Source organism: Thermodesulfomicrobium thermophilum DSM 16697, assembly GCF_059568695.1.
Genome location: NZ_JCANTW010000011.1, coordinates 414,139 through 432,726 on the forward strand (window position 1 = coordinate 414,139; position 18,588 = coordinate 432,726).

Consider the following 18,588-nt stretch of genomic DNA (forward strand, 5'->3'; position numbering starts at 1 on the left):
GCTACCTCCGCCAACGGGCCCAAGCCGCCCGCAACCCCTCCCACGCCAATCGCGCCAGACGCACCAGGTACACGCCCACACACACCACCAGGGCGGCATTCACCCGGGCAGCCGCCCCGGCGGATTGATGAAAATACTCTTTGGCCTGCTGGTAGCGCCGTTCGGTATCCGCTTCCTCCAAACGGGGAATCATGGGCAAATGCTGATCGTGGTCTTTCATAGGGATCTCCGTGTCAGGCGGCGAATTTCCCGGCGCAGTTGCGCCGCTGCTGCCGCGTCCGCAGCCCCGCCATAGCGCAAGACCTCATAGCGGCCAAGGAGTTCCACCACCCAGGGGGCCGCCGCCGGAAGCTCCGCCTCCACCCGGCGTCTCAGGGAGCGCGGGCCCTCCCACGCCGGACAATGCATCCCCTGACGGCCAAGCCAGCGGCGCACATCGGCATACGCTGCGGCAAGCTCATCAGGGCAGGGCCGCCGACGCCACCGCCAAGCCGAGTACATCCCCAAAATCAGAACGAGCGCCGCCGCCACCACCGACAGCCGCTTCCCCAACGCTGCAGCGAGCCGCCGCTGACGCTCGGCCGTGAAATCGAGCACCCAATGGCTCCAGGTGTGGTCCGCCGCATCCCAGAGGGTGCGCAACCAGTGCCCCCCCCACGACTCCATGCGTGGGGCAACCGCCCCCACGCCTTCTGCAAGGCCGTGCCGGGCGCGCTCCGGCGCCACCGCAAGGGTGGGGTCCAGGCGCTGCCAGCCGTACGCTGGGTCCAGCACCGCCTCCACCCAGGCATGGGCATCGGACTGACGCACAGTGATATGTCCGGTCACCGCATTGACCTCGCCGCCCAGGTATCCGGCAACCACTCGCGCCGGGATGCGCGCGGCACGCAGCATCACCGCCAGGGCTGCAGCGTAGTGCTCACAAAAGCCCTCGCGAGTCCCCAACACGAACCCGTCCACCGGGTCGCCCGCAGCAGCCACGGGATCCAGGGTGTAGCGAAAGCCGCCATGGGCAAAGAAGGCCAAGGCGGCTTTCGCCACGGCCTCAGGGCCGCCCTGCCACGTGGCCACAAGCCGGCGGGTGCGTGGGGCAAGCCCAGAAGGCAGAGACGTCCAGGCAGGATCCCCGTCCCAAGGCGGCGGCACCGAGCTACTCTGCCACCCATAGACGATCCGGTCGCGCACCGGGCGCGGCCAGCGTACCCGCCCCCATTGATCCAGCCGGGCCCCCGGGGGCGCTGCAACCGGCACGTCCAGGGCGATGAGCCAGGGCAATTGGTGCGGCTCCAAGGTGATGCGTCCCTGCCAGCGGGCAGCAGGCGCGTCCTGCCACAGGGCCGGGCTGCGGCGCTGGCGCCACACCCCACCGGCATCCACGCTGTCGAGCACGACGGCCCGCCAATACCAATCGGTTCGAGGCGGGGTTTCCCCGTCCATGGCCACCCGCAGGGCCACTTCCGAGGATTGGGCGAGGCGACCGATACTTCCGGGCTGGACCGTCTCCGCAAGCCCGGTGCCCCCCTGCGGGGCACGGCCCACCGGCAGTCCCACCACCCCTGCGGACAACCTGGGCATGGCTACAAAGGCCACAAGCGCCAAAGGAAGGGCTTGCAGCACCACCAAGACGCCGACGCGCAGGTCCTCACGCCAGGGACGGCGCGCCGTCATACTGCCAAGGGCCGCCGTGGAGAGCACGACGCTTGCCAGCATATAGACGGCCGCCGCCAAATGTTGGGCAAAAAGCACGTGGGTGGCGGCCAAAACGTACGCCACCAACACCACGAGCACCATGTCCCGCCGGCTCCGGGCCTCCAGCACCTTAAGGCCCGCGGCCAGACACAAAAGCTCCGTACCCGCATCCAGGGCAAAGGTACGGCCATGAGTGGCCACCACGGCGGCCATGGCCGCACCGGCAAGCATCCAACGAACGATGCGGGGAGGCTGCGGAAGGCGGCCGCGTTCCACCGCCATGCGCCACAGGAGGGCGGCTGCCAGCGCCATGGAGACCCACAGCGGCTGCCACAGCACATGGGGGCCGTAGGCTCCGGCCACGGCCCCCAAGATCCAGACAGGCGCAAACGCCATGGGACTTCTACGGATGAAAGGCTACTTCTTGATCTTCGGCTCGGTCACCGTGGGCATGAAGTGCGGAGTCACCACCACCTCGTCCGAGGCGGCCGATGCGCCGCGATTCTGCTCCACGACCTCCACCGAGGCAAAGAGCGGTATTGCCACATCTCCCACCTCGGTCTCCCGGTCTGCCATGAGGATCTCCACATTGCCCAACACGGCGGGAATGTTGCCGTTCATGAACGCTTCGTTGACCTGCGTCACCTCACCGATGGCCCCCAGGCGGTACCATCCCTCACCGGCCTCCGGCTGCGCCTTGAACAGCGCCACATAGGTGGGCAGTCCCAGGGACTGGACGGGCAAGGCCACATACACCCGCTGCTGGCTGCCCGCCATATAGCCGTCCGTCTCCAGGCCCACCACGCGACCTGCCGCTGCCGCACCAACATCGAGCACCAAACGACCTTGAAAGGACTGCACAAAGTCCCCAGTAGCCTCTTCCGGCGCGACAGTCAGGGCGCCCTTTTGGCTGTAGGTTTCCATCTCGCCCAGGGTATTGGCGGAAGGCGTAATGGGCAGCACCATGCGCCGCATCAAGAAGTCCGTGGCAAGCTTGGCAATGACCGTCTGCCGCCCCCGACGCCAGATTTCGGCATCGCGGTCCACCACTCCCCGCAGTTCCTGCGGACTGATACGCACCGTCACCTGCGCGGATTCTTCATGCCGCAAATCCGGCGTCATCCAGGACGAGGCCGCGGGCGACACACCGTCCGCGCCCTGCATGGGAGCCGAAGAGCAGGCCGCCAGCAGCGCCGCCAGACACAATCCAAGAATCTTTCCCATCCGCATGGGTTCCCCCGTTGGTTTTGTGGTTGCCCCCCGTAGGGTTGCTCGGTATGGTCTCCACATCAATCCTCAATAAAATATTGCTTGCTGTGCCCCAACAGGCCGGGAAGCGTCAACCATTCTCCCGATCATGCACCACACCCTGTCTCTCGAATCCACGATCTATACCCCTTCGCAAATGCAGCTGCCAGACGCCCCGCAACTGGCCCTGGCAGGGCGCTCCAACGTCGGCAAGTCGAGCCTCGTCAATGCCCTGGCCGGACGACGGACACTGGCGAAAACCAGCAGCACCCCGGGAAAGACCCGGAGCATCAACCTCTACCGTGTCACTCCGGGGGACTTCTATCTCGCGGACCTGCCCGGATACGGCTATGCCCGCGCCTCCCACGCCGACCGCGATGCCTGGGCGCGCCTCATCCACGCCTACCTCACGGACAACCCCCACTTGCGCGCCCTGGTGGTGCTCCTCGACAGCCGCCTTGCCCCGCAGCAACTGGACATGGACCTGGTAGCCTACGCCCAAGAACACCATATCCCCCTCCTTCCCGTACTCACCAAGGCGGACAAGACGTCTCTCAAAGAGCGCGCTCAGGTTGCACGGCGCTGGGCGGACATTCTCGGCAGGCCAGAACCGCCCCTTGCCGTGTCCAGCCGCACCGGCCTTGGCGTGGCCCAACTGTGGCAGCGTCTGCGGCGGTACGCCCTCCCCGAGGAGGCCGCCGACAACACCCTTGACGCCCCCAAGTGAGGATGCCACGAAGCCCCAACGTTCAATCACTCTCATTCAAGGAGATCATCGATGTTCGACATGTTCACCGAACGCCTGACCAACATCCACATCCACCAGGGCATCGTCCGCATGGAATTCGCCCGGTTGGGCAGCGTCAATCCCGAGACCAAAGAATACACCCTGGAGCCGGGATTTCGCATCGCCATCCCGCTGGACGCCTTTCTCCACGCCGCGGACCGCATGCACGCGGTCAAGGAAGACATCGTGGCCAAGGTGCGGGAACAGGCCATGCAGAACCAAGGGGCCCAGGTATAGCGGCTCCCGTGGGGCGCCGCTGGGCGCCCCTTTTTCCCCATGCGTCCACGAACATCCCGAAAAACATCAAAAAATTCGGCTGTCCACCGTCACCGGGGCACCGGCGTCCCACAAATTTCTTCAGATTTCTTCCTTGACCCGAACACCCCCACAAGCTAACAGAGATCGGTTTGACCGCAATCCATTCCTGGAGGTTTCCCATGGCCGTGTACGTGGCAGAACACCCGCTCATCAAACACAAACTGGGGCTGCTTCGCAAACAGGACATCAGCACCAAGAATTTTCGCGAGCTCGCCTCCGAGGTCGCGCGGCTGCTCACCTACGAGGCCACCAAGGACTTCCAGACGGAAAAACGCATCATCCAGGGATGGGCAGGCCCGGTGGAGGTGGATGTCATCAAGGGCAAGAAGGTCACGGTAGTGCCCATCCTGCGTGCGGGGCTCGGCATGCTCGACGGGGTGCTCGATCTCATCCCCGGGGCCAAGGTGAGCGTGGTGGGCTTCTACCGCAACGAAGCCACCCTGGAGCCCGTGGAATACTACGTGAAACTGGCCAAGAACATCCATGACCGCATGGCCATCATCCTCGACCCCATGCTCGCCACCGGCGGCACCCTGGACGCCACCATCCGCTGCCTCAAAAAGGCAGGGTGCACCAGTATCCGCGGCCTCTTCTTGGTGGCCGCGCCGGAAGGCATCGCCCGCATCACCCAAAACCATCCGGACGTGGACATCTACGTGGCCGCCGTCGACCAACGCCTCAACGAGCACGGCTACATCCTCCCCGGCCTTGGCGACGCCGGTGACAAGATTTTCGGCACCAAGTAATCCAAGCCGCCTGGAGGCGGCTTTTTTGTTCCACCCTCAACCCTGTGAGGTTCCATCATGACAACCGGCAGCACGGACTATTCCTTTCGGTTCCAGGATTGCCTCCTGGGGGCCCAAATGCTCTTCGTGGCATTCGGCGCCCTGGTCCTTGCCCCGCTCTTGACCGGCCTTGATCCCAACGTGGCGCTCTTCACCGCCGGGGCCGGCACCCTGCTCTTCCAGGTCATCACCAAAGGAAAGGTCCCGGTATTTCTGGCGTCTTCCTTTGCCTTCATCGCGCCCATCATCTACGGGGCGCAGACCTGGGGCATCCCCCAGACTTTGAGCGGCCTTGCGGCCGCAGGGTTGGTCTACGTCCTTCTCGCCGGCCTCATCCGCTGGCGCGGGGTCGGCGTGCTGCACCGGCTGCTGCCCCCCGTGGTCACCGGGCCGGTGATCATGGTCATCGGTCTCATCCTGGCCAAGGTGGCGGTCTTCATGGCCGTGGGCAAGACCGGCGATGGCAGCGCAGAACTCTTCCCCCGCGCCGACGCCCTCACGGTCTCCATGATATCCCTCGTCGCCACCATCGCCGCATCGCTCCTCGGCCGCGGGATCCTCAAGCTCATCCCCATCCTGGTGGGCATCGTCGCCGGATACACGGTGAGCTTCTTCCTGGGCATGGTGCATTTCGACGCCATCAGCGCCGCACCGTGGTTTGCGATCCCCAATTTCACTTTTCCGCAATGGAATTGGGAGGCCGTGCTCTTCATCGTGCCTGTGGCCATTGCCCCGGCCATCGAACATTTCGGCGACATCCTGGCCATCAGCTCGGTGACGGGGAAAAACTTTCTCAAAGACCCCGGCGTGCATCGCACCATGCTTGGCGACGGCCTGGCCACCACCCTGGCATCCTGCCTGGGGGGGCCGCCCAATACCACCTACTCCGAGGTCACCGGCGCCGTAGCCCTGACCCGCGCCTTCAACCCAGCCATCATGACCTGGGCCGCCATCACCGCCATCCTGCTCGCCTTTGTGGGAAAACTCGGTGCGTGCCTGCAGAGCATCCCGGCACCGGTCATGGGCGGCATCATGATCCTGCTTTTCGGCGCCATCACCGTGGTGGGCATCAACACCCTGGTGCGGGCTGGTGAAGACCTCATGCAGGCCCGCAACCTCGCCATCGTGGCGGTGATCCTCGTCTTCGGCATCGGCGGCATGAGTTTTGGCATCAGCGAGGTGACCATCAGCGGCATCGGCCTGGCCGGCATCACCGGCGTCGTCCTCAATCTCATCCTCCCCAACCCCAAAGAGTAATCCCACGCCCATGCCTCCTGCCCTGCGTACGGGATTCACCACCGGCAGCGCAGCAGCGGCCGCGGCCAAAGCCGCGGCCCTGGTCTTGCTGGAAGAGGCGTCCCCCACCGAGGTGGACGTCCCCTTGCCTGCGGGCGGAAGGCTGCGCATCCCCGTGGCGCGCCTCCTGCGCACTGCAGACACTGCGGAAGCCGTGGTCATCAAAGACGCCGGGGACGACCCGGACGCCACCCACGGGGCCCGCATCCACGCCCAGCTCACCTGGGACCCCACAGGCACCGAGGTGGTCATCCACGGCGGACCTGGAGTGGGGCGCGTCACCCGTCCGGGCCTCGTGCTCCCTGTGGGCGAGGCGGCCATCAACCCCGCTCCCCGGGGTCAAATCGCCGCAGCGGTGCGCGAAGTACTCCCCCACGGCGGGGTGCACGTGACCATCAGCGTGGAAAACGGCGAAGCCATAGCCCAAAAGACTATGAACCCGCGCCTCGGCATCCTGGGCGGCATTTCCATCCTCGGCACCCGCGGCACGGTCAAACCCTTCAGCCACGGCGCCTGGCGGGCCACCATCCGCGCCGAACTCGCCGTGGCCCGGGCTGCAGGAGCAAAGCAGGTGCTCTATGCCACCGGCGGCAGATCCGAACGGTTTTTCCGCGCCCACTTCCCGGCACCTGCGTCCGCCGTGCAGGTGGCCGACCACGTGGCCTTCGCCCTGCGCGAAGCTGCCCGCCAGGGATTCACCCACGTGCACTGGGCGCTTTTTCTGGGAAAGCTCCTCAAGCAGGCCCAAGGTATGCCGTGCACCCATGCCCGCTTCGGAGCCGTCGACCTTGGCCTTCTTGCCCGCCTTGCCCGCGAGCGCGGCATCAATCTGCCGCTTTCCTCCGCCCCCACGGCCCTGGCAGCTTCCGACATGCTCCGCGGCCATGCCCACGCCCCGGAGCTCTACCGCGCCCTCATGGTCCAAGCCGCCCGCCACGCCCGCGATTTTGCCCGTGCGCCCCTGGAGCTGACCTACAGCCTCTTTGCCCTGGACGGGACCCTCCTTTGCCAATGGAGCACGCCATGATCCATATCCTCGGCACATTTCCCGGAAAGACGCTGCCCGCCCACGAGGCGGAACTTCTTGCCGCAGCCGCACACGTGGCAGGGGCCCCGGCCATCCTGGACGCCCTGGGCGTCCCCAAGGAAAAACGCCTGCCCATGGGCCGGGACATGGCGGCCCTGGGACACCGAATGCGGGAGCTCGACACCCAAGGCCAGTCCGTCGCCGTACTCGCCAACGGCGATCCCCTGTTCTTCGGCCTCGGCGCCTCCCTGCTTCCTCATCTTTGCGGATGCCCCACCGCCGTGCACCCTGCGCCTTCCTGCCTGCAGCTTTTGGCCGCCGCCCTGAAGCGCCCCTGGTGGAAGTGGCGTGTCACCAGTCTCCACGGCAAAGACGACCCCTTCGCCCTCCTGGCAAGCCTCACCCACGCCCAGGAGACCTTCGTCCTCACCGACCCCAAGCACGATCCCGCATGGATCGGGACGCTCCTTGCCGAACGCGGCGCAGACGAGTCCTTCGTGCTCCACGTGGGGGAATGCCTGGGCCTTGCCGAGGAACGCATCCAGCATCTTTCTCCAGCCGCGGCGGCGCACGCCGCCTTCCAGCAGCCCAACGTGGTGCTCGCGGAGCGCCTCGGCCCAGGGCCAGCGCCCAACGTGGACCACGTGCCCCTCAGCCACGACGGCACCATCTCCAAGACCGCCACCCGCGCCCTGGCCATGGCCCTGCTCGCCCCAGGGCCGGAGGCCGTGTTCTGGGACGCAGGTGCCGGCGCCGGCACCATGGCCCTGGAAGCCGCGGCGCGCATCTCCCACGGCATGGTCTTCGCCCTGGAGCACTCCCCGCGGCGCTTGGCAGCCATCCACACCAACCGCATCCACGCCCGCGCGTGGATGGTGGAGATCGTCTCCGGCCCCATGGCCCAGACTGCGCCCACCCTGCCGCGTCCCAGTCACATCTTCTGGGGCGGCGGCATGCATCCCCAAAACCTCGAGGTCTTGAGTCGCTGTCTTTGTCCCGGCGGCCGCATGGTGGCGAGTTTCGTACGCCTGGAGGTCCTCCACATGCTTGAAGAACACGCTCCACGCCTGGGCCTTGGCCTGTGCATCCACCACCTCCAGCATTGCCAGGCCGAACCCCTGGCAGGCGGCACGCGGCTGGTGCCCGCCAACCCCGTCTTTCTCGCCCTCATGGAGAAGCCCGCATGACCGACCGTACCCCTTCCCGCGGCAAGGTGATCTTCGTGGGCGCCGGTCCCGGGGCCCCGGATCTCATCACCGTGCGCGGCCAGCGTATCATCGCCCAGGCAGACCTCATCGTGTACGCCGGATCCTTGGTGCCGCGCGCCGTGCTCGCAGGGGCCAGGCCCGAAGCGCGTCTGGTGGACTCCGCCCCCCTCACCCTCAAGGAAACCCACCGGATCATGGCCGAGGCCGCCCACGCCGGCCTCATGGTTGCCCGGGTGCACACCGGCGACCCCAGTCTCTATGGCACGGTGCCGGAACAGGCCCGCCTGCTGGACGCCGAAGGCATCCCCTGGGAGGTGGTGCCCGGGGTCTCCGCGGCCTTTGCCGCCGCAGCCGCGGCCAAGGTCTCCTTCACCCTGCCCGAAGGCCCGCAAAGCCTCATCCTCACCCGCCTGCCCGGCCGCACCCCCGTGCCTGCGGAAGAAGACCTGACGTTGCTTGCCCGCTCCCGGGCGGCCATGGCCGTCTACCTCTCCGCCCCCAAGGCCGAAAAACTGGCGCAAAAGCTCAGCCGCGCCGGACTTCCTCCGGAAACCCCCGTGGTGGTGGCGGCCCGCGTGGGACACCCGGAAGAAGAGATCCGCCACACCACACTCCACGACCTTGCGGCCGACGCTCGCGGTCTCACCCGCCAGGCCGTCTTCTTGGTGCTCCCGGGACACGAAGTCCCACACCCGGCCTCCAGGCTTTACGACCCCACCTTTGCCCACGGATTTCGGAGAGGCGCCGCCGGGAAGCCGCCCTCGCCGGTAGCCATCTATACCTTTTGCCCGCAAGGGATGCAGATCGCCCAACGCTTGAGCGCGGCGCTTCCCGCCACCATCTTCGCCCCCAGCCGCCTGGCGGGCCACGGAATGCAGCACATCACGCGCCTGGCCGAAACCATGGCGCACACCTGGAACGCCTTTGCCGGGCATGTCTTCGTAGGCGCCGCAGGCATTGCCGTGCGCGCCGTCGCCCCCCATCTGCGCGGCAAGACCCAAGACCCGGCGGTGGTGGTCTGCGACGTATCCGGCCGCTTCGTGGTCAGCCTCGTCAGCGGCCATCTGGGCGGGGCCAACGCCCTGGCCTCGGTGGCGGCCCGAATCCTGGGGGCAACGGAAGTCATCACCACCGCTTCGGAAACCACCGGCACCCCGGCCCTGGACCTTCTCGCCCGCGCCAGCGGCCTTGCCATCGGCAACCCCGAAGCCCTGGCCCGGTTGCAAGGAGCTTGGCTGGAAGGCGAGCGCCTTGCCCTGTGGGACCCTGCAGGGTGGCTGAGGCTTCCCGAAAACGCCCGTTCGTTGGTCATCCCGGCAGACGCCCCGGAGGCTGCGGCCATCTGGGTGGGGCCGGAGACCACCGCTGCCTCGGCCCTGCGCCTGCATCCCCCATGCCTGGCCATCGGCGTGGGGTGCCGCCGCGGTGTGCCCGGAAGCCACATCCTCACAGCCATCAACGCCACTCTCGACGCCCACGGGCTCAGTCCCAAAGCCGCGGCCCTGGTGTGCAGCATCGACGCCAAGACCCAGGAACCGGGGCTGCACGAGGCCGCGCGCAGCCTTGATGTCCCTTTTCGGTGTTTTCCCCCAGACGTCCTTTCCGCCCAGCCCGCGCCCCATCCTTCGGCGCGGGTCTACCAGCACATGGGAGTATCCAGCGTATGCGAAGCTGCAGCCCTTGCCAGTCATCCCCAAGCCGAACTCCGCATCCCCAAGACCATCCACGGCCCGGTGACGGTGGCCGTGGCCCAGCTCCCCTGTGGGTGGTGGGACTCGGACCTGGAGACGCAAGCCTTCTGCCCCCCCTCGCCCGAGACGCCCTGAGCCGGGCCCAGGCCGTCGTGGGCTACGGCACCTATCTGGATCTCGTGCCACCGGAACTCCTTGAGGGCAAAACCATCGTCGAGACTCCCATGCGTCAGGAGCGTGCCCGGGCAGAGGCCGCGGTGGATCACGCCCAGCACGGCACGGCCACGGCCGTGGTCTCCTCGGGGGATGCCGGCATCTACGGCATGGCCGGGCTCATCCTGGAGACCATGGAGCGCCGCGGCTGCCATGAGCAGATCCCCTGGGAGGTGATCCCCGGCATCCCTGCCTTGGCCGCAGCCGCAGCCCGGTTGGGGGCGCCACTCACCCACGACTTTGCCGTCATCTCCCTTTCGGACTTGCTTACCCCGGAGGAGACCATCCGCCGCCGTCTTCTCGCCGCGGCCCAGGGGGACTTCGTCACCGTGCTCTACAACCCCTGCTCCACCCGGCGCACCACCTTGCTGCCCGAAGCCCTGCGCATCCTCGCCGCCCACCGTCCGCAAACCACTCCGGTGGGATTCGTGCGCAACGCCTACCGGCACGGGGAAACCATGTGGACCTCCACCATCGCCCACGCCACCGCCCACGGCGTGGACATGCGCACCATCGTGCTGGTGGGAAGCTCCTCCTCGCGCATGGTCGGCCCACGCATCCTGACCCCCCGGGGCTACTACCCGGCCGCATCCCCGCGTGAAAAAATTCCTGTTGACAGCCGTGACGGGGCTCTATAGAGACCGACCTCCGTTGAGCGGGAGTAACTCAGTGGTAGAGTGCAACCTTGCCAAGGTTGAAGTCGCGGGTTCAAATCCCGTTTCCCGCTCCACATCAAGGCGGCATAGCCAAGTGGTAAGGCAGAGGTCTGCAAAACCTCCATTCTCCAGTTCAAATCTGGATGCCGCCTCCACGCCGAGCGGGAGTAACTCAGTGGTAGAGTGCAACCTTGCCAAGGTTGAAGTCGCGGGTTCAAATCCCGTTTCCCGCTCCACATAAAAAACTGGAGGCCAGCATTGCTGGCCTTTTTTGTCTCCTCCAACCAAAGTAGACTCATATGATCCAGCTTCAACCCTGCCCCAAAGGCTTCACCGCCGATCTGGACAAGACCCGCGACCCGGCCCAGACCGTGGCCGAAGCTCGCGCCGCCCTTGCCCAAAGCGGCATGGACGTTCTCGCCGAAACCCGCCGCGTGGACACCGGACGCTTGGGGATCCCGGTGTACATGTCCGTCTGCGGCGAACATGCCCGAAAGATCATGCCCACCCGCAAGCAAATGGGTAAAGGCTCCTCGCCGGCGCAGGCCGAAGCCTCGGCCCTCATGGAGCTCGTGGAACGCTTCAGCTTCTTCAGTTTCTGGGAAGACGCGGACTTGCCCAGCCTCACCTGGTCCGAAGCCGAAGCCCGCTTCGGCACCGACCTCATCCCCGTGGAATGGATCCTCCACTCCGTGGCCGACCCGGCCACGAAACAGGCCGCCCGCACCGCCTTGGACCTGGTGCCGTGGCGCTTTGCCGAGGCAACGGACCTCGCCGGCGAACGCCCGCTGTGGGTGCCCATCGCCTGGTTCAAGAAGCTCAATGAATTCAACGGGTCCTGCGCGGGGAACTCCATGGAGGAGGCGCTGCTGCAGGGGGTGTGTGAACTCGTGGAGCGCCACGTGTGCTGCCTATGGGACCGCACCCGCCCGCAAACCCCCACCATCGCCCCCCAAAGCGCCAAGGACCCGGTCCTGCGGGAACTGCTCGCCAAGTTCGCCGCCGCCGGAGTGCGGGTCTGGCTCAAGGATTTTTCCCTGGGCATGCCCGTGCCCACCGTGGCGGCCCTGGCCTACGATCCGGCAACCTTTCCACTCCAAAGCGAAATCGTCTTTACCGCAGGCACCGCCAGCTCCCCGGAGAAGGCCGCCATCCGGGCGCTCACGGAAGTGGCGCAGCTGGCGGGGGATTTCATCACCGAAAGCAACTACGAGGCCTCGGGGCTGCCCAAATTTCTCCGCATGGAGGACACCGCCTGGGTGGAAGAAGGTCCCGAAGTCCCCATCCAAAGCCTCCCCAGCATCACGTGCGACGACATCACCGAGGAACTGCGCGCCGTGGCGCGCGGGCTCGCCCAATTAGGCCATCCGCCCTTGGCAGTGGCCACCACCCACCCGCGCCTGGGGATCCCCACGGCCTATACCTTTGCCCCGGGACTGCTTTTTCGCGAGCGTACCCCCCGGGCGTCAGTGGGGCTTTTCGTAGGCCGCATCCTGGCCGAAGAAATGGAGCCCGAAACCGCCACCGCCGGACTTCAGACCTTGGAGTCCTTGTGGCCGGATGCGTCGTACCTGCCCTTTTTCTGCGGCCTCGTGGCCCTGCGGGAAGGAGATCTGCCGCGGGCTGCCCAGCTCTTCGCCCAGGCCGAACCCCTGCAGGAAGACGCCGACGACCGGGGCCTTGCCGCCTTCTACCAGGCGTACGCCCTCACCCAGGAAGGGCGCTGGAGCGAGGCCATCCCCATCTTGGACCGGGCCATCGACGCGTGCCCCGAAGTCAAGGAATACTACAATCTGCGCGGTGTGGCCTACTTCAAGGAGAGTCAGTACGCGGCGGCAGCGGCCAATTTCGAGCTGGCCTTGGAATTGGACAGCGGTTCGATCATGGACCTGGCCAACCTCGGCGTCTGCCACAAGCTTTTGGGGCACACGGACCTCGCCCGCGACATTCTCACCCGGGCGCTCGCCATCGACCCCAGCCTGGATTTTGCCCGCCAGCACCTCACAGAACTCACCGCAACCACGGAGGCATCATGGACATCACCCGCACCATCGCCCAATTGAAGCAGGAACCCGGGTTCGCCGAGCACGTGGGCATGATCCTCGTGCACAACGGCGTGGTCCGCGCCTGGTCGCGCAAGGACGGCGCGGCCGTCACCCAGGTGGAAGTCCATCCGGACCGCGCCAAGATCGAGGCCATCCGCAAGGAAATCGAGGCCCGGCCCGGCATCTTCCGCGTCGTGGTGGAGGCCAAGGAAGGCGTGCTGCAGGTGGGTGACGACCTGCTCTTTCTCATCGTGGCCGGAGACATCCGGGAAAACGTCAAACCCGCCCTGGCGGAGCTCCTGGACCGCATCAAGGCCGAAGCCATCGCCAAGCGGGAGGTTTGCGCCTAAGACTCCACGAGCACACGGGCCTGCCGCATCCACTGACCCACGAGCACGGCCTCGTCCACCAGCCCGTGCTTGAGGCAGCCCGCCTGGTAGATGCGGCCGCGGCGCACCATTTCCGCGGCCAGAATGCGGCGGTCTTCGGCGCGCTGCGCCCGGGCAAGGGCCCGGCGCAGGCCTTCCAGGCGGAACCGGTCCTGCCCCACGAAAAGGCGGGAGAGCTGGTCCTCGTGGCCGCCGGTCTTGACCACCAAGGCTTGGGGCACAAGCCCCACCGGGGCCACGAGGAGCAGCCGCAGCCACAAGGCGTAGTCTTCGCACGCCGGCAGGTCCTCGTCGAACGGCCCCACCTGCTCCCAGAGGGCGCGGGAAAAGAGCACGCACGACGGGCTGATCAGGCAGAGGGCCACGGCCCGCTCCAAAAACCATCCCGCAGGCTTGGCGTGCTTGCGGCACGGGTTCACCCGGCGGCCGTGGCGGATCCAGATCTCTTCGGTCTGGCAGGCCGAAAACCCCGAGTCCGCCACAAAGCGCATCTGCGCCTCCAATTTGCGCGGCAGCCACAGGTCGTCGGAATCCAAAAGGGCGACCCACGCGCCGGCGCTTGCCTCCACCCCCCGGTTGCGGGCATGGCTCACCCCACGCGGCGGTGTGGCCAGAACGCGCATCCGGGGCTCCTGGGCCGCCAGGTCCTCAAGCACGGCACGGGTGGCGTCGTCGGAACCGTCGTCCACGGCCACGAGTTCCCAATCCTGCCAAGTCTGCGTCCACACGGAGCGCACCGCGCGCTCCACCACCGCGGCACGATTGCGGACCGGAAGAATCACGGAGACCACAGTGCGTATCCTCCATATTGCCAATGTACGCTGGTTCAACGCCACGGTATGGTATGCCATGGAGCTGGCCCGCTTGCAGCAAGCCGCCGGCCACCAGGTGCGCGTGGCGGTCCTCCCCGGAACCCTGGCGGAGGCGGCAGGCGAAAAGCGCGGCCTATCCTTGGTCCGTCTGGACCACAATACCCGCACCCCCTGGGGCATGGCGCGCCTGGCCCGAGCCATCGGCGAACTCACGTCCCGCTTTCGCCCTCAGGTGGTCAATTGCCATCGGGGAGAGCATTTCTGGATGTGGGCCGCCCTGCGCCGTCTGCGCCGGGACTTCGCCCTCATCCGTACCCGCGGCGATCAGCGCCCCCCCAAAAACGACCCCATCAACCGTTGGCTCCACCTGCAGGCGGACGCCGTGATCAGCACCAATTCCGCCACCACCCGGCGCTTTCTCGCCATGGGGCTGCCGCGCGAGCGCATCTTCTGTGTCCTCGGCGGGGTGGACACCGAGACCTTCTTCCCCAACCCCGAAGCCCGAAAGCGTGTACGGGCCAAGCTCGGCTTCACCGAAGACCACCTGGTGCTCGGACTCTTGGGCCGCTTGGATACGGTCAAGGGCCAGCGGGAGATCATCGAGGCCCTCCGGACCCTCCATCACCGCGGTCATCGGCACCTGCGCCTGCTGCTCCTCGGCTTTTCCTCGGCCCTTGCCGAGGCCACGGTTCAGGACTGGATCCGCGCAGCCGATCTGGACGCCGCAATCACCATCACCGGCCGCGTGGAGCCGGTGGCGGAGTACCTCAACGCCGTGGACCTGGCGGTGGTCCCCTCCCTGTGGTCCGAGGCCATCGCCCGCGCCGCCCTGGAATGGATGGCCTGCGGCGTGCCGACCCTGGCGAGCACCGTGGGCGTGCTGCCGGACCTTTTCGCCCCCGAGGCCTTGGCGCCCCCGGGGGACGTGGCGGCCTGGGCGCAGCGCATCGAAAAGGCCATGGACGCGGATTTTCGCCTGCGCCTGCGCGACCTCCAAGACCAACGCCTGCCGGAGCTCACCAGCGAGACGTTCCTTGCGGCCACCATGGAGGTGTACGCGAGGGCCCTCACCCGCGTGGAGCGACCGCGATGAAGCCGCGCATCGCCCTCATGGTACCGCGCCTTGGCCGCTACGGCGGCATGGAAGGCTTCACCTGGCGTCTGGCCGAATACCTGCGCGACGAATATGCCGTCCACGTGCTCTGCATGCAGCAGGACGGCCGCGCCCCGGAAGGGGTGCAGGTGGTGCGTCTGGGCCGGCCCCTTCCGGGACGGGCGGGCAAAATCCTCTGGTTCGCCCTGGCCGCGGAGTGGGCCCGGCGTACCGGCGGATACGCGGCCGCCATGGGCATGGGCGCCACCCTCTTCCAGGACGTGCTGCGCATCAGCGGCGCCCCTACCCGGCGTTTCTGGGAACTCACCGCCCCGGCCTACGGCCACGGATGGCCGCGGCACGCCAAGATGCTGCGCCGCTGGGCCAACCCCGGCCACCTGCTGGCCATGGCCGTGGAGCGGCTCCAGCTTTCCGGCTCCCGCATCCTCGTGGCCAATTCCCACCTGGTGCGCGACCTCATGCGCGAGAGCTTCCCCCAGCTCCAAGACCGCCCCATCCCGGTCATCTACAACGCCCCGGACACCAGCCGCTTTGCCCTGCCCTCGCCGCAAGCGCGCGCCCGCGCCCGCAGCCTCTGGAATATCCCGCCGGGCTGCGTCGCCCTGGGGACCGCGGCCACCAATTTCCGCCTCAAGGGGATCTTTCCCTTGATCGAAAGCCTGCGCCATCTGCCGCAGGCAGTCCACCTCTGGGTAGCAGGCGGCCGCTCCCCGCACCAAGCGCTCGCTCACGCCCGGCGCCACGGCCTGGAAAACCGGGTGCATTTCCTCGGCCGGGTGGACGACATGCCCCTCTTCTACGCCGCCTTGGATGGCTTCGTGCTCAATACCTTCTACGACGCCTGCGCCAACGCCGTGCTCGAGGCCCTGGCCACGGGGCTATCCACCATCTCCACCCGCTGGAACGGCAGCAGCGCCTTTCTCCGGCCCCAAGCGATCATCGAGGACCCCGCCGACCCCATGCAGGTGGCCCGCGCCATCGCCGCCAACCTGGGCAAAAGCACCCAGCGCCCGGACTTCCGGCCCGCCATGGGCCTTGCCCCCTACCGGGACCTTCTTGGCGGCCTCATCCAACAGAAAACACGAGACGCGCTTCCATGAACCTCGCCACCTTTTCCCCCCGCCGCATCCTCGTCTGCCAGTTGCGCCAGATCGGCGACGTGCTCCTCACCACCCCCAGCATCCGGCTTCTGGCCCAACGCTTTCCCGCAGCAGAGGTCCACGTCTTCACCGAAGCCAAATGCGCCCCCATCCTCGAGCACAACCCCCATGTCTCGCACATCTGGACGGTTCCCCGCAGCCTGCGCCGGGCCCTCCCCTTGTGGAGCCGTCTGGCCGCCACAGGCTTCGACCTGGTGGTGGACTTCCAGCAGCTTCCCCGCTGCCGTATGGCGACCCTGCTTTCCCGGGCGCGCGTGCGCCTTTCCTACCCCGCGCCCTGGTACAACCGTCTGCTCTACACCCACACCCACCCGCCGCGCGCCGGCGCCTACGCCGCGGCCTTCAAGGCCGGCATCCTGGAGGCCCTGGGGATCACCTGGCAGGGAGAGGCCCCGGAGATCTTTCTCTCCCCCGAGGAAATGACCGCCGCCCTCCACTGGATCCAACAGGCAGGGCTTGAGGAACGCGGCTTCTGGACCGTGGACCCCACCCACCGCCGACCCGCCCGGCGCTGGCCGCATTTCGCGGCACTGGTACGCGAGATCCACCGCCGGATGCCGGATTTTCGCGCCCTCTTCCTCTACGGCCCCGGCGAAGAGGAGGAAGTGCGCCGCCTGGCCGCCGCCTGTCCGCCGCAGGCCGTGGTGGTCCCGAAAACCCTCCTTTCTTTGCGCCAGATGGCCGCCGTCATGCGCCTTTCCCGCGGCCACATGGGCAATTGTTCGGCCCCGCGCCACATGGCCGTGGCCGTGGGCGTGCCGTCCTTCACCATCCGCGGAGCCACCAGCGGCGGCTGGCGCTATCCTGCGGACATACATCAGGACATGGCCTTGGGCCTTGCCTGCCAGCCGTGTAACCACAACGTCTGCCCGCACGGACATACCCGCTGCCTGACCGACCTTTCCCCCGAGGCCGTGGCGCAAGCGGCCATGGAGTGGATGCAGCAGAGCGCGTTGACACACTGCCCGCCTCGCCCCTAGGACACAAACCTGCTGTGGATGCTTGGGAATCCCGTGTAAATCGGGAGCGGGCCCGCCGCCGTAAGTCCCTGCAACCTCGTTTCCCCGCCTTCGGGCGGTCTGGCCACTGGGATGCTCCTGGGAAGGCCGGAAACCGAGGGGGACAAGCCGGAAGACCGATCCACGGCCATAGGACTACGGCTTGAGCGCCAACGGGGGTCTTGGCCTTGAGCTTGGGCGTCGTGCCCGTGTGCTTTCTGCCCCCGCAAACCCATGGAGGTCCTCATGACTTTCCCGGTTCGCGGTTTTTTTGTGCTGGCTTTTCTGTGCCTGTGGATGGCTGCATGCCCGGCGTGGGCAGGCCACGGCGCAAAGCTCCCGCCCCGGCCGGCCATCCTGCTCGTGGCCTTCGGCACCACCGTTCCCGAGGCCCGCACGGCCCTGGAGCACTTGGAAGCCCAGGTGCGGCAGCGCTACCCCGGCGTGGAGGTGCGCTGGGCCTACACCGCCCGACAGGTGCGCGAGAAGATCCGCACCCAAGGCGTGCGGGTGGATTCCCCGGCCCTGGCCCTGGCGCGGCTGGCGGACGACGGCTTCACCCACGTGGCGGTGCAGTCCCTGCACGTCATTCCGGGTGAAGAGTTCCACAACCTCCTGACCATCTGTTCCCGCATGGAGGGTCTGCCCAAGGGCCTTCGGCGCATCACCGTGGGCGCCCCGCTTGTGGCCACCAGTGCTGACGTGCGCCGGCTCGCCGCCGCCCTGACCAGCCGTTTCGCCGACCGCAACCGGCGCGAGGCCGTGGTGTTCTTCGGCCACGGCACCGCCCACGGCGGCGACGTATTCTACAGCGCCCTGGATCGTACCCTGCAGCAGATCTCGCCTTGGTTTACCGTCACCACGGTGGAAGGCACGCCCTCCATGGACGAGACCGTCCACTCCTTGGCTGCCCTGGGCGCCACCCAGGCCCGCCTGGTGCCGCTCATGGCCGTGGCCGGCGACCACGCCCACAACGACATGAGCGGCGATGACCCGGAATCTCTGGCCTCGCGCCTGCGCTTTCGCGGCATCAAGTCGGTGCCGGTCCTGGAAGGCCTCGCCTCCTCCCCGGAAGTAAGCGCCCTCTGGATGGAGCACCTGGCGCGTGCGTGGGGCGCCCTGGAGCTCCCCTGACAACCGCCTGGAAAAACG

The 18,588-nt window shown here is 67.2% G+C and carries 18 protein-coding genes, 3 tRNA genes and 1 riboswitch; of the genes, 17 read left to right on the plus strand and 4 right to left on the minus strand.

Annotated features, from left to right (window positions below):
• Position 1: 1 nt before the first annotated feature.
• From BR00_RS03260 to BR00_RS03270, 3 genes are read right to left on the minus strand one after another with little or no spacing between them, the layout of a single operon-like run.
• Entirely contained in the window at positions 2-220 is a 219-nt protein-coding gene (locus BR00_RS03260; RefSeq protein ID WP_496476181.1) for a hypothetical protein, read from the minus strand.
• Positions 217-2,085: a transglutaminase TgpA family protein gene (locus tag BR00_RS03265; protein ID WP_496476182.1), complete on the minus strand. Its 1,869-nt coding sequence runs from the start codon at positions 2,083-2,085 to the stop codon at positions 217-219. The genes BR00_RS03260 and BR00_RS03265 overlap by 4 nt, the downstream gene beginning before the upstream one ends.
• Positions 2,086-2,106: 21 nt before the next feature.
• Entirely contained in the window at positions 2,107-2,919 is an 813-nt protein-coding gene (locus BR00_RS03270) for a hypothetical protein (protein ID WP_496476183.1), read from the minus strand.
• A 127-nt stretch (positions 2,920-3,046) separates the two neighbouring features.
• Between BR00_RS03270 and yihA the strand changes: the two genes are divergently transcribed.
• From yihA to BR00_RS03335, 13 genes are all read left to right on the plus strand, one after another.
• Positions 3,047-3,664 carry a ribosome biogenesis GTP-binding protein YihA/YsxC gene (gene yihA, locus BR00_RS03275; RefSeq protein ID WP_496476184.1) on the plus strand — a complete coding sequence of 206 codons (618 nt, stop codon included), beginning with the start codon at positions 3,047-3,049 and terminating at the stop codon, positions 3,662-3,664.
• Positions 3,665-3,715: 51 nt separating this feature from the next.
• Complete coding sequence (locus tag BR00_RS03280; protein WP_496476185.1) at positions 3,716-3,961, plus strand: hypothetical protein; 246 nt, start codon at positions 3,716-3,718, stop codon at positions 3,959-3,961.
• Between the two features lie 200 nt (positions 3,962-4,161).
• Positions 4,162-4,788 carry a uracil phosphoribosyltransferase gene (gene upp / locus BR00_RS03285; RefSeq protein WP_496476186.1) on the plus strand — a complete coding sequence of 209 codons (627 nt, stop codon included), beginning with the start codon at positions 4,162-4,164 and terminating at the stop codon, positions 4,786-4,788.
• A gap of 57 nt (positions 4,789-4,845) precedes the next feature.
• Positions 4,846-6,084 carry a uracil-xanthine permease family protein gene (locus BR00_RS03290; RefSeq protein WP_496476187.1) on the plus strand — a complete coding sequence of 413 codons (1,239 nt, stop codon included), beginning with the start codon at positions 4,846-4,848 and terminating at the stop codon, positions 6,082-6,084.
• A 10-nt stretch (positions 6,085-6,094) separates the two neighbouring features.
• Positions 6,095-7,150, plus strand: coding sequence for a cobalt-precorrin-5B (C(1))-methyltransferase CbiD (gene cbiD / locus BR00_RS03295; protein ID WP_496476188.1), 1,056 nt, complete (start codon positions 6,095-6,097; stop codon positions 7,148-7,150).
• The gene (gene cbiE, locus BR00_RS03300; protein ID WP_496476189.1) at positions 7,147-8,337 is read left to right on the plus strand and encodes a precorrin-6y C5,15-methyltransferase (decarboxylating) subunit CbiE; all 1,191 of its coding nucleotides are present in this window, start codon (positions 7,147-7,149) and stop codon (positions 8,335-8,337) included. Before cbiD ends, cbiE begins: the two co-directional genes overlap by 4 nt.
• Complete coding sequence (cobM, locus tag BR00_RS03305; protein WP_496476190.1) at positions 8,334-10,184, plus strand: precorrin-4 C(11)-methyltransferase; 1,851 nt, start codon at positions 8,334-8,336, stop codon at positions 10,182-10,184. Before cbiE ends, cobM begins: the two co-directional genes overlap by 4 nt.
• Positions 10,127-10,900: a precorrin-3B C(17)-methyltransferase gene (cobJ, locus tag BR00_RS03310; RefSeq protein WP_496476191.1), complete on the plus strand. Its 774-nt coding sequence runs from the start codon at positions 10,127-10,129 to the stop codon at positions 10,898-10,900. Before cobM ends, cobJ begins: the two co-directional genes overlap by 58 nt.
• A gap of 17 nt (positions 10,901-10,917) precedes the next feature.
• Positions 10,918-10,992, plus strand: a tRNA-Gly gene (locus tag BR00_RS03315).
• Between the two features lie 6 nt (positions 10,993-10,998).
• A tRNA-Cys gene (locus BR00_RS03320) sits at positions 10,999-11,073 on the plus strand.
• 6 nt (positions 11,074-11,079) lie between these two features.
• A tRNA-Gly gene (locus BR00_RS03325) sits at positions 11,080-11,154 on the plus strand.
• A gap of 63 nt (positions 11,155-11,217) precedes the next feature.
• Positions 11,218-12,981, plus strand: a complete 1,764-nt coding sequence (locus BR00_RS03330) for a YcaO-like family protein (protein ID WP_496476192.1) — start codon at positions 11,218-11,220, stop codon at positions 12,979-12,981.
• The gene (locus BR00_RS03335; protein WP_496476193.1) at positions 12,951-13,313 is read left to right on the plus strand and encodes a molybdenum cofactor biosynthesis protein MoaE; all 363 of its coding nucleotides are present in this window, start codon (positions 12,951-12,953) and stop codon (positions 13,311-13,313) included. Before BR00_RS03330 ends, BR00_RS03335 begins: the two co-directional genes overlap by 31 nt.
• Here BR00_RS03335 and BR00_RS03340 read toward each other — a convergent pair.
• The gene (locus tag BR00_RS03340) at positions 13,310-14,143 is read right to left on the minus strand and encodes a glycosyltransferase family 2 protein (protein ID WP_496476194.1); all 834 of its coding nucleotides are present in this window, start codon (positions 14,141-14,143) and stop codon (positions 13,310-13,312) included. The two genes, BR00_RS03335 and BR00_RS03340, sit on opposite strands and share 4 nt — an antisense overlap.
• Before the next feature lies 1 nt (position 14,144).
• Between BR00_RS03340 and BR00_RS03345 the strand changes: the two genes are divergently transcribed.
• From BR00_RS03345 to BR00_RS03360, 4 genes are all read left to right on the plus strand, one after another.
• Positions 14,145-15,257, plus strand: a complete 1,113-nt coding sequence (locus BR00_RS03345; RefSeq protein ID WP_496476195.1) for a glycosyltransferase family 4 protein — start codon at positions 14,145-14,147, stop codon at positions 15,255-15,257.
• Positions 15,254-16,378: a glycosyltransferase family 4 protein gene (locus tag BR00_RS03350; RefSeq protein WP_496476196.1), complete on the plus strand. Its 1,125-nt coding sequence runs from the start codon at positions 15,254-15,256 to the stop codon at positions 16,376-16,378. The genes BR00_RS03345 and BR00_RS03350 overlap by 4 nt, the downstream gene beginning before the upstream one ends.
• A complete protein-coding gene (locus BR00_RS03355) occupies positions 16,375-17,418 on the plus strand; it encodes a glycosyltransferase family 9 protein (RefSeq protein WP_496476197.1) in 1,044 nt (347 codons plus the stop codon). The genes BR00_RS03350 and BR00_RS03355 overlap by 4 nt, the downstream gene beginning before the upstream one ends.
• Positions 17,418-17,596, plus strand: a riboswitch (cobalamin riboswitch). Its footprint overlaps the gene before it by 1 nt.
• Before the next feature lie 86 nt (positions 17,597-17,682).
• On the plus strand, positions 17,683-18,570 hold the full coding sequence (locus tag BR00_RS03360; RefSeq protein WP_496476198.1) for a sirohydrochlorin cobaltochelatase: 888 nt from the start codon (positions 17,683-17,685) through the stop codon (positions 18,568-18,570).
• The last annotated feature ends 18 nt before the right edge of the window (positions 18,571-18,588 follow it).

Coding starts and splice junctions, on each gene's coding strand:
- cbiD (WP_496476188.1), top strand. CDS start 6,095: ATGCCTCCTGCCCTGCGTACGGGATTCACCACCGGCAGCGCAGCAGCG.
- BR00_RS03280 (WP_496476185.1), top strand. CDS start 3,716: ATGTTCGACATGTTCACCGAACGCCTGACCAACATCCACATCCACCAG.
- BR00_RS03360 (WP_496476198.1), top strand. CDS start 17,683: ATGACTTTCCCGGTTCGCGGTTTTTTTGTGCTGGCTTTTCTGTGCCTG.
- BR00_RS03270 (WP_496476183.1), bottom strand. CDS start 2,919: ATGCGGATGGGAAAGATTCTTGGATTGTGTCTGGCGGCGCTGCTGGCG.
- upp (WP_496476186.1), top strand. CDS start 4,162: ATGGCCGTGTACGTGGCAGAACACCCGCTCATCAAACACAAACTGGGG.
- BR00_RS03265 (WP_496476182.1), bottom strand. CDS start 2,085: ATGGCGTTTGCGCCTGTCTGGATCTTGGGGGCCGTGGCCGGAGCCTAC.
- BR00_RS03335 (WP_496476193.1), top strand. CDS start 12,951: ATGGACATCACCCGCACCATCGCCCAATTGAAGCAGGAACCCGGGTTC.
- BR00_RS03350 (WP_496476196.1), top strand. CDS start 15,254: ATGAAGCCGCGCATCGCCCTCATGGTACCGCGCCTTGGCCGCTACGGC.
- BR00_RS03355 (WP_496476197.1), top strand. CDS start 16,375: ATGAACCTCGCCACCTTTTCCCCCCGCCGCATCCTCGTCTGCCAGTTG.
- BR00_RS03290 (WP_496476187.1), top strand. CDS start 4,846: ATGACAACCGGCAGCACGGACTATTCCTTTCGGTTCCAGGATTGCCTC.
- BR00_RS03330 (WP_496476192.1), top strand. CDS start 11,218: ATGATCCAGCTTCAACCCTGCCCCAAAGGCTTCACCGCCGATCTGGAC.
- cobM (WP_496476190.1), top strand. CDS start 8,334: ATGACCGACCGTACCCCTTCCCGCGGCAAGGTGATCTTCGTGGGCGCC.
- cbiE (WP_496476189.1), top strand. CDS start 7,147: ATGATCCATATCCTCGGCACATTTCCCGGAAAGACGCTGCCCGCCCAC.
- yihA (WP_496476184.1), top strand. CDS start 3,047: ATGCACCACACCCTGTCTCTCGAATCCACGATCTATACCCCTTCGCAA.
- BR00_RS03260 (WP_496476181.1), bottom strand. CDS start 220: ATGAAAGACCACGATCAGCATTTGCCCATGATTCCCCGTTTGGAGGAA.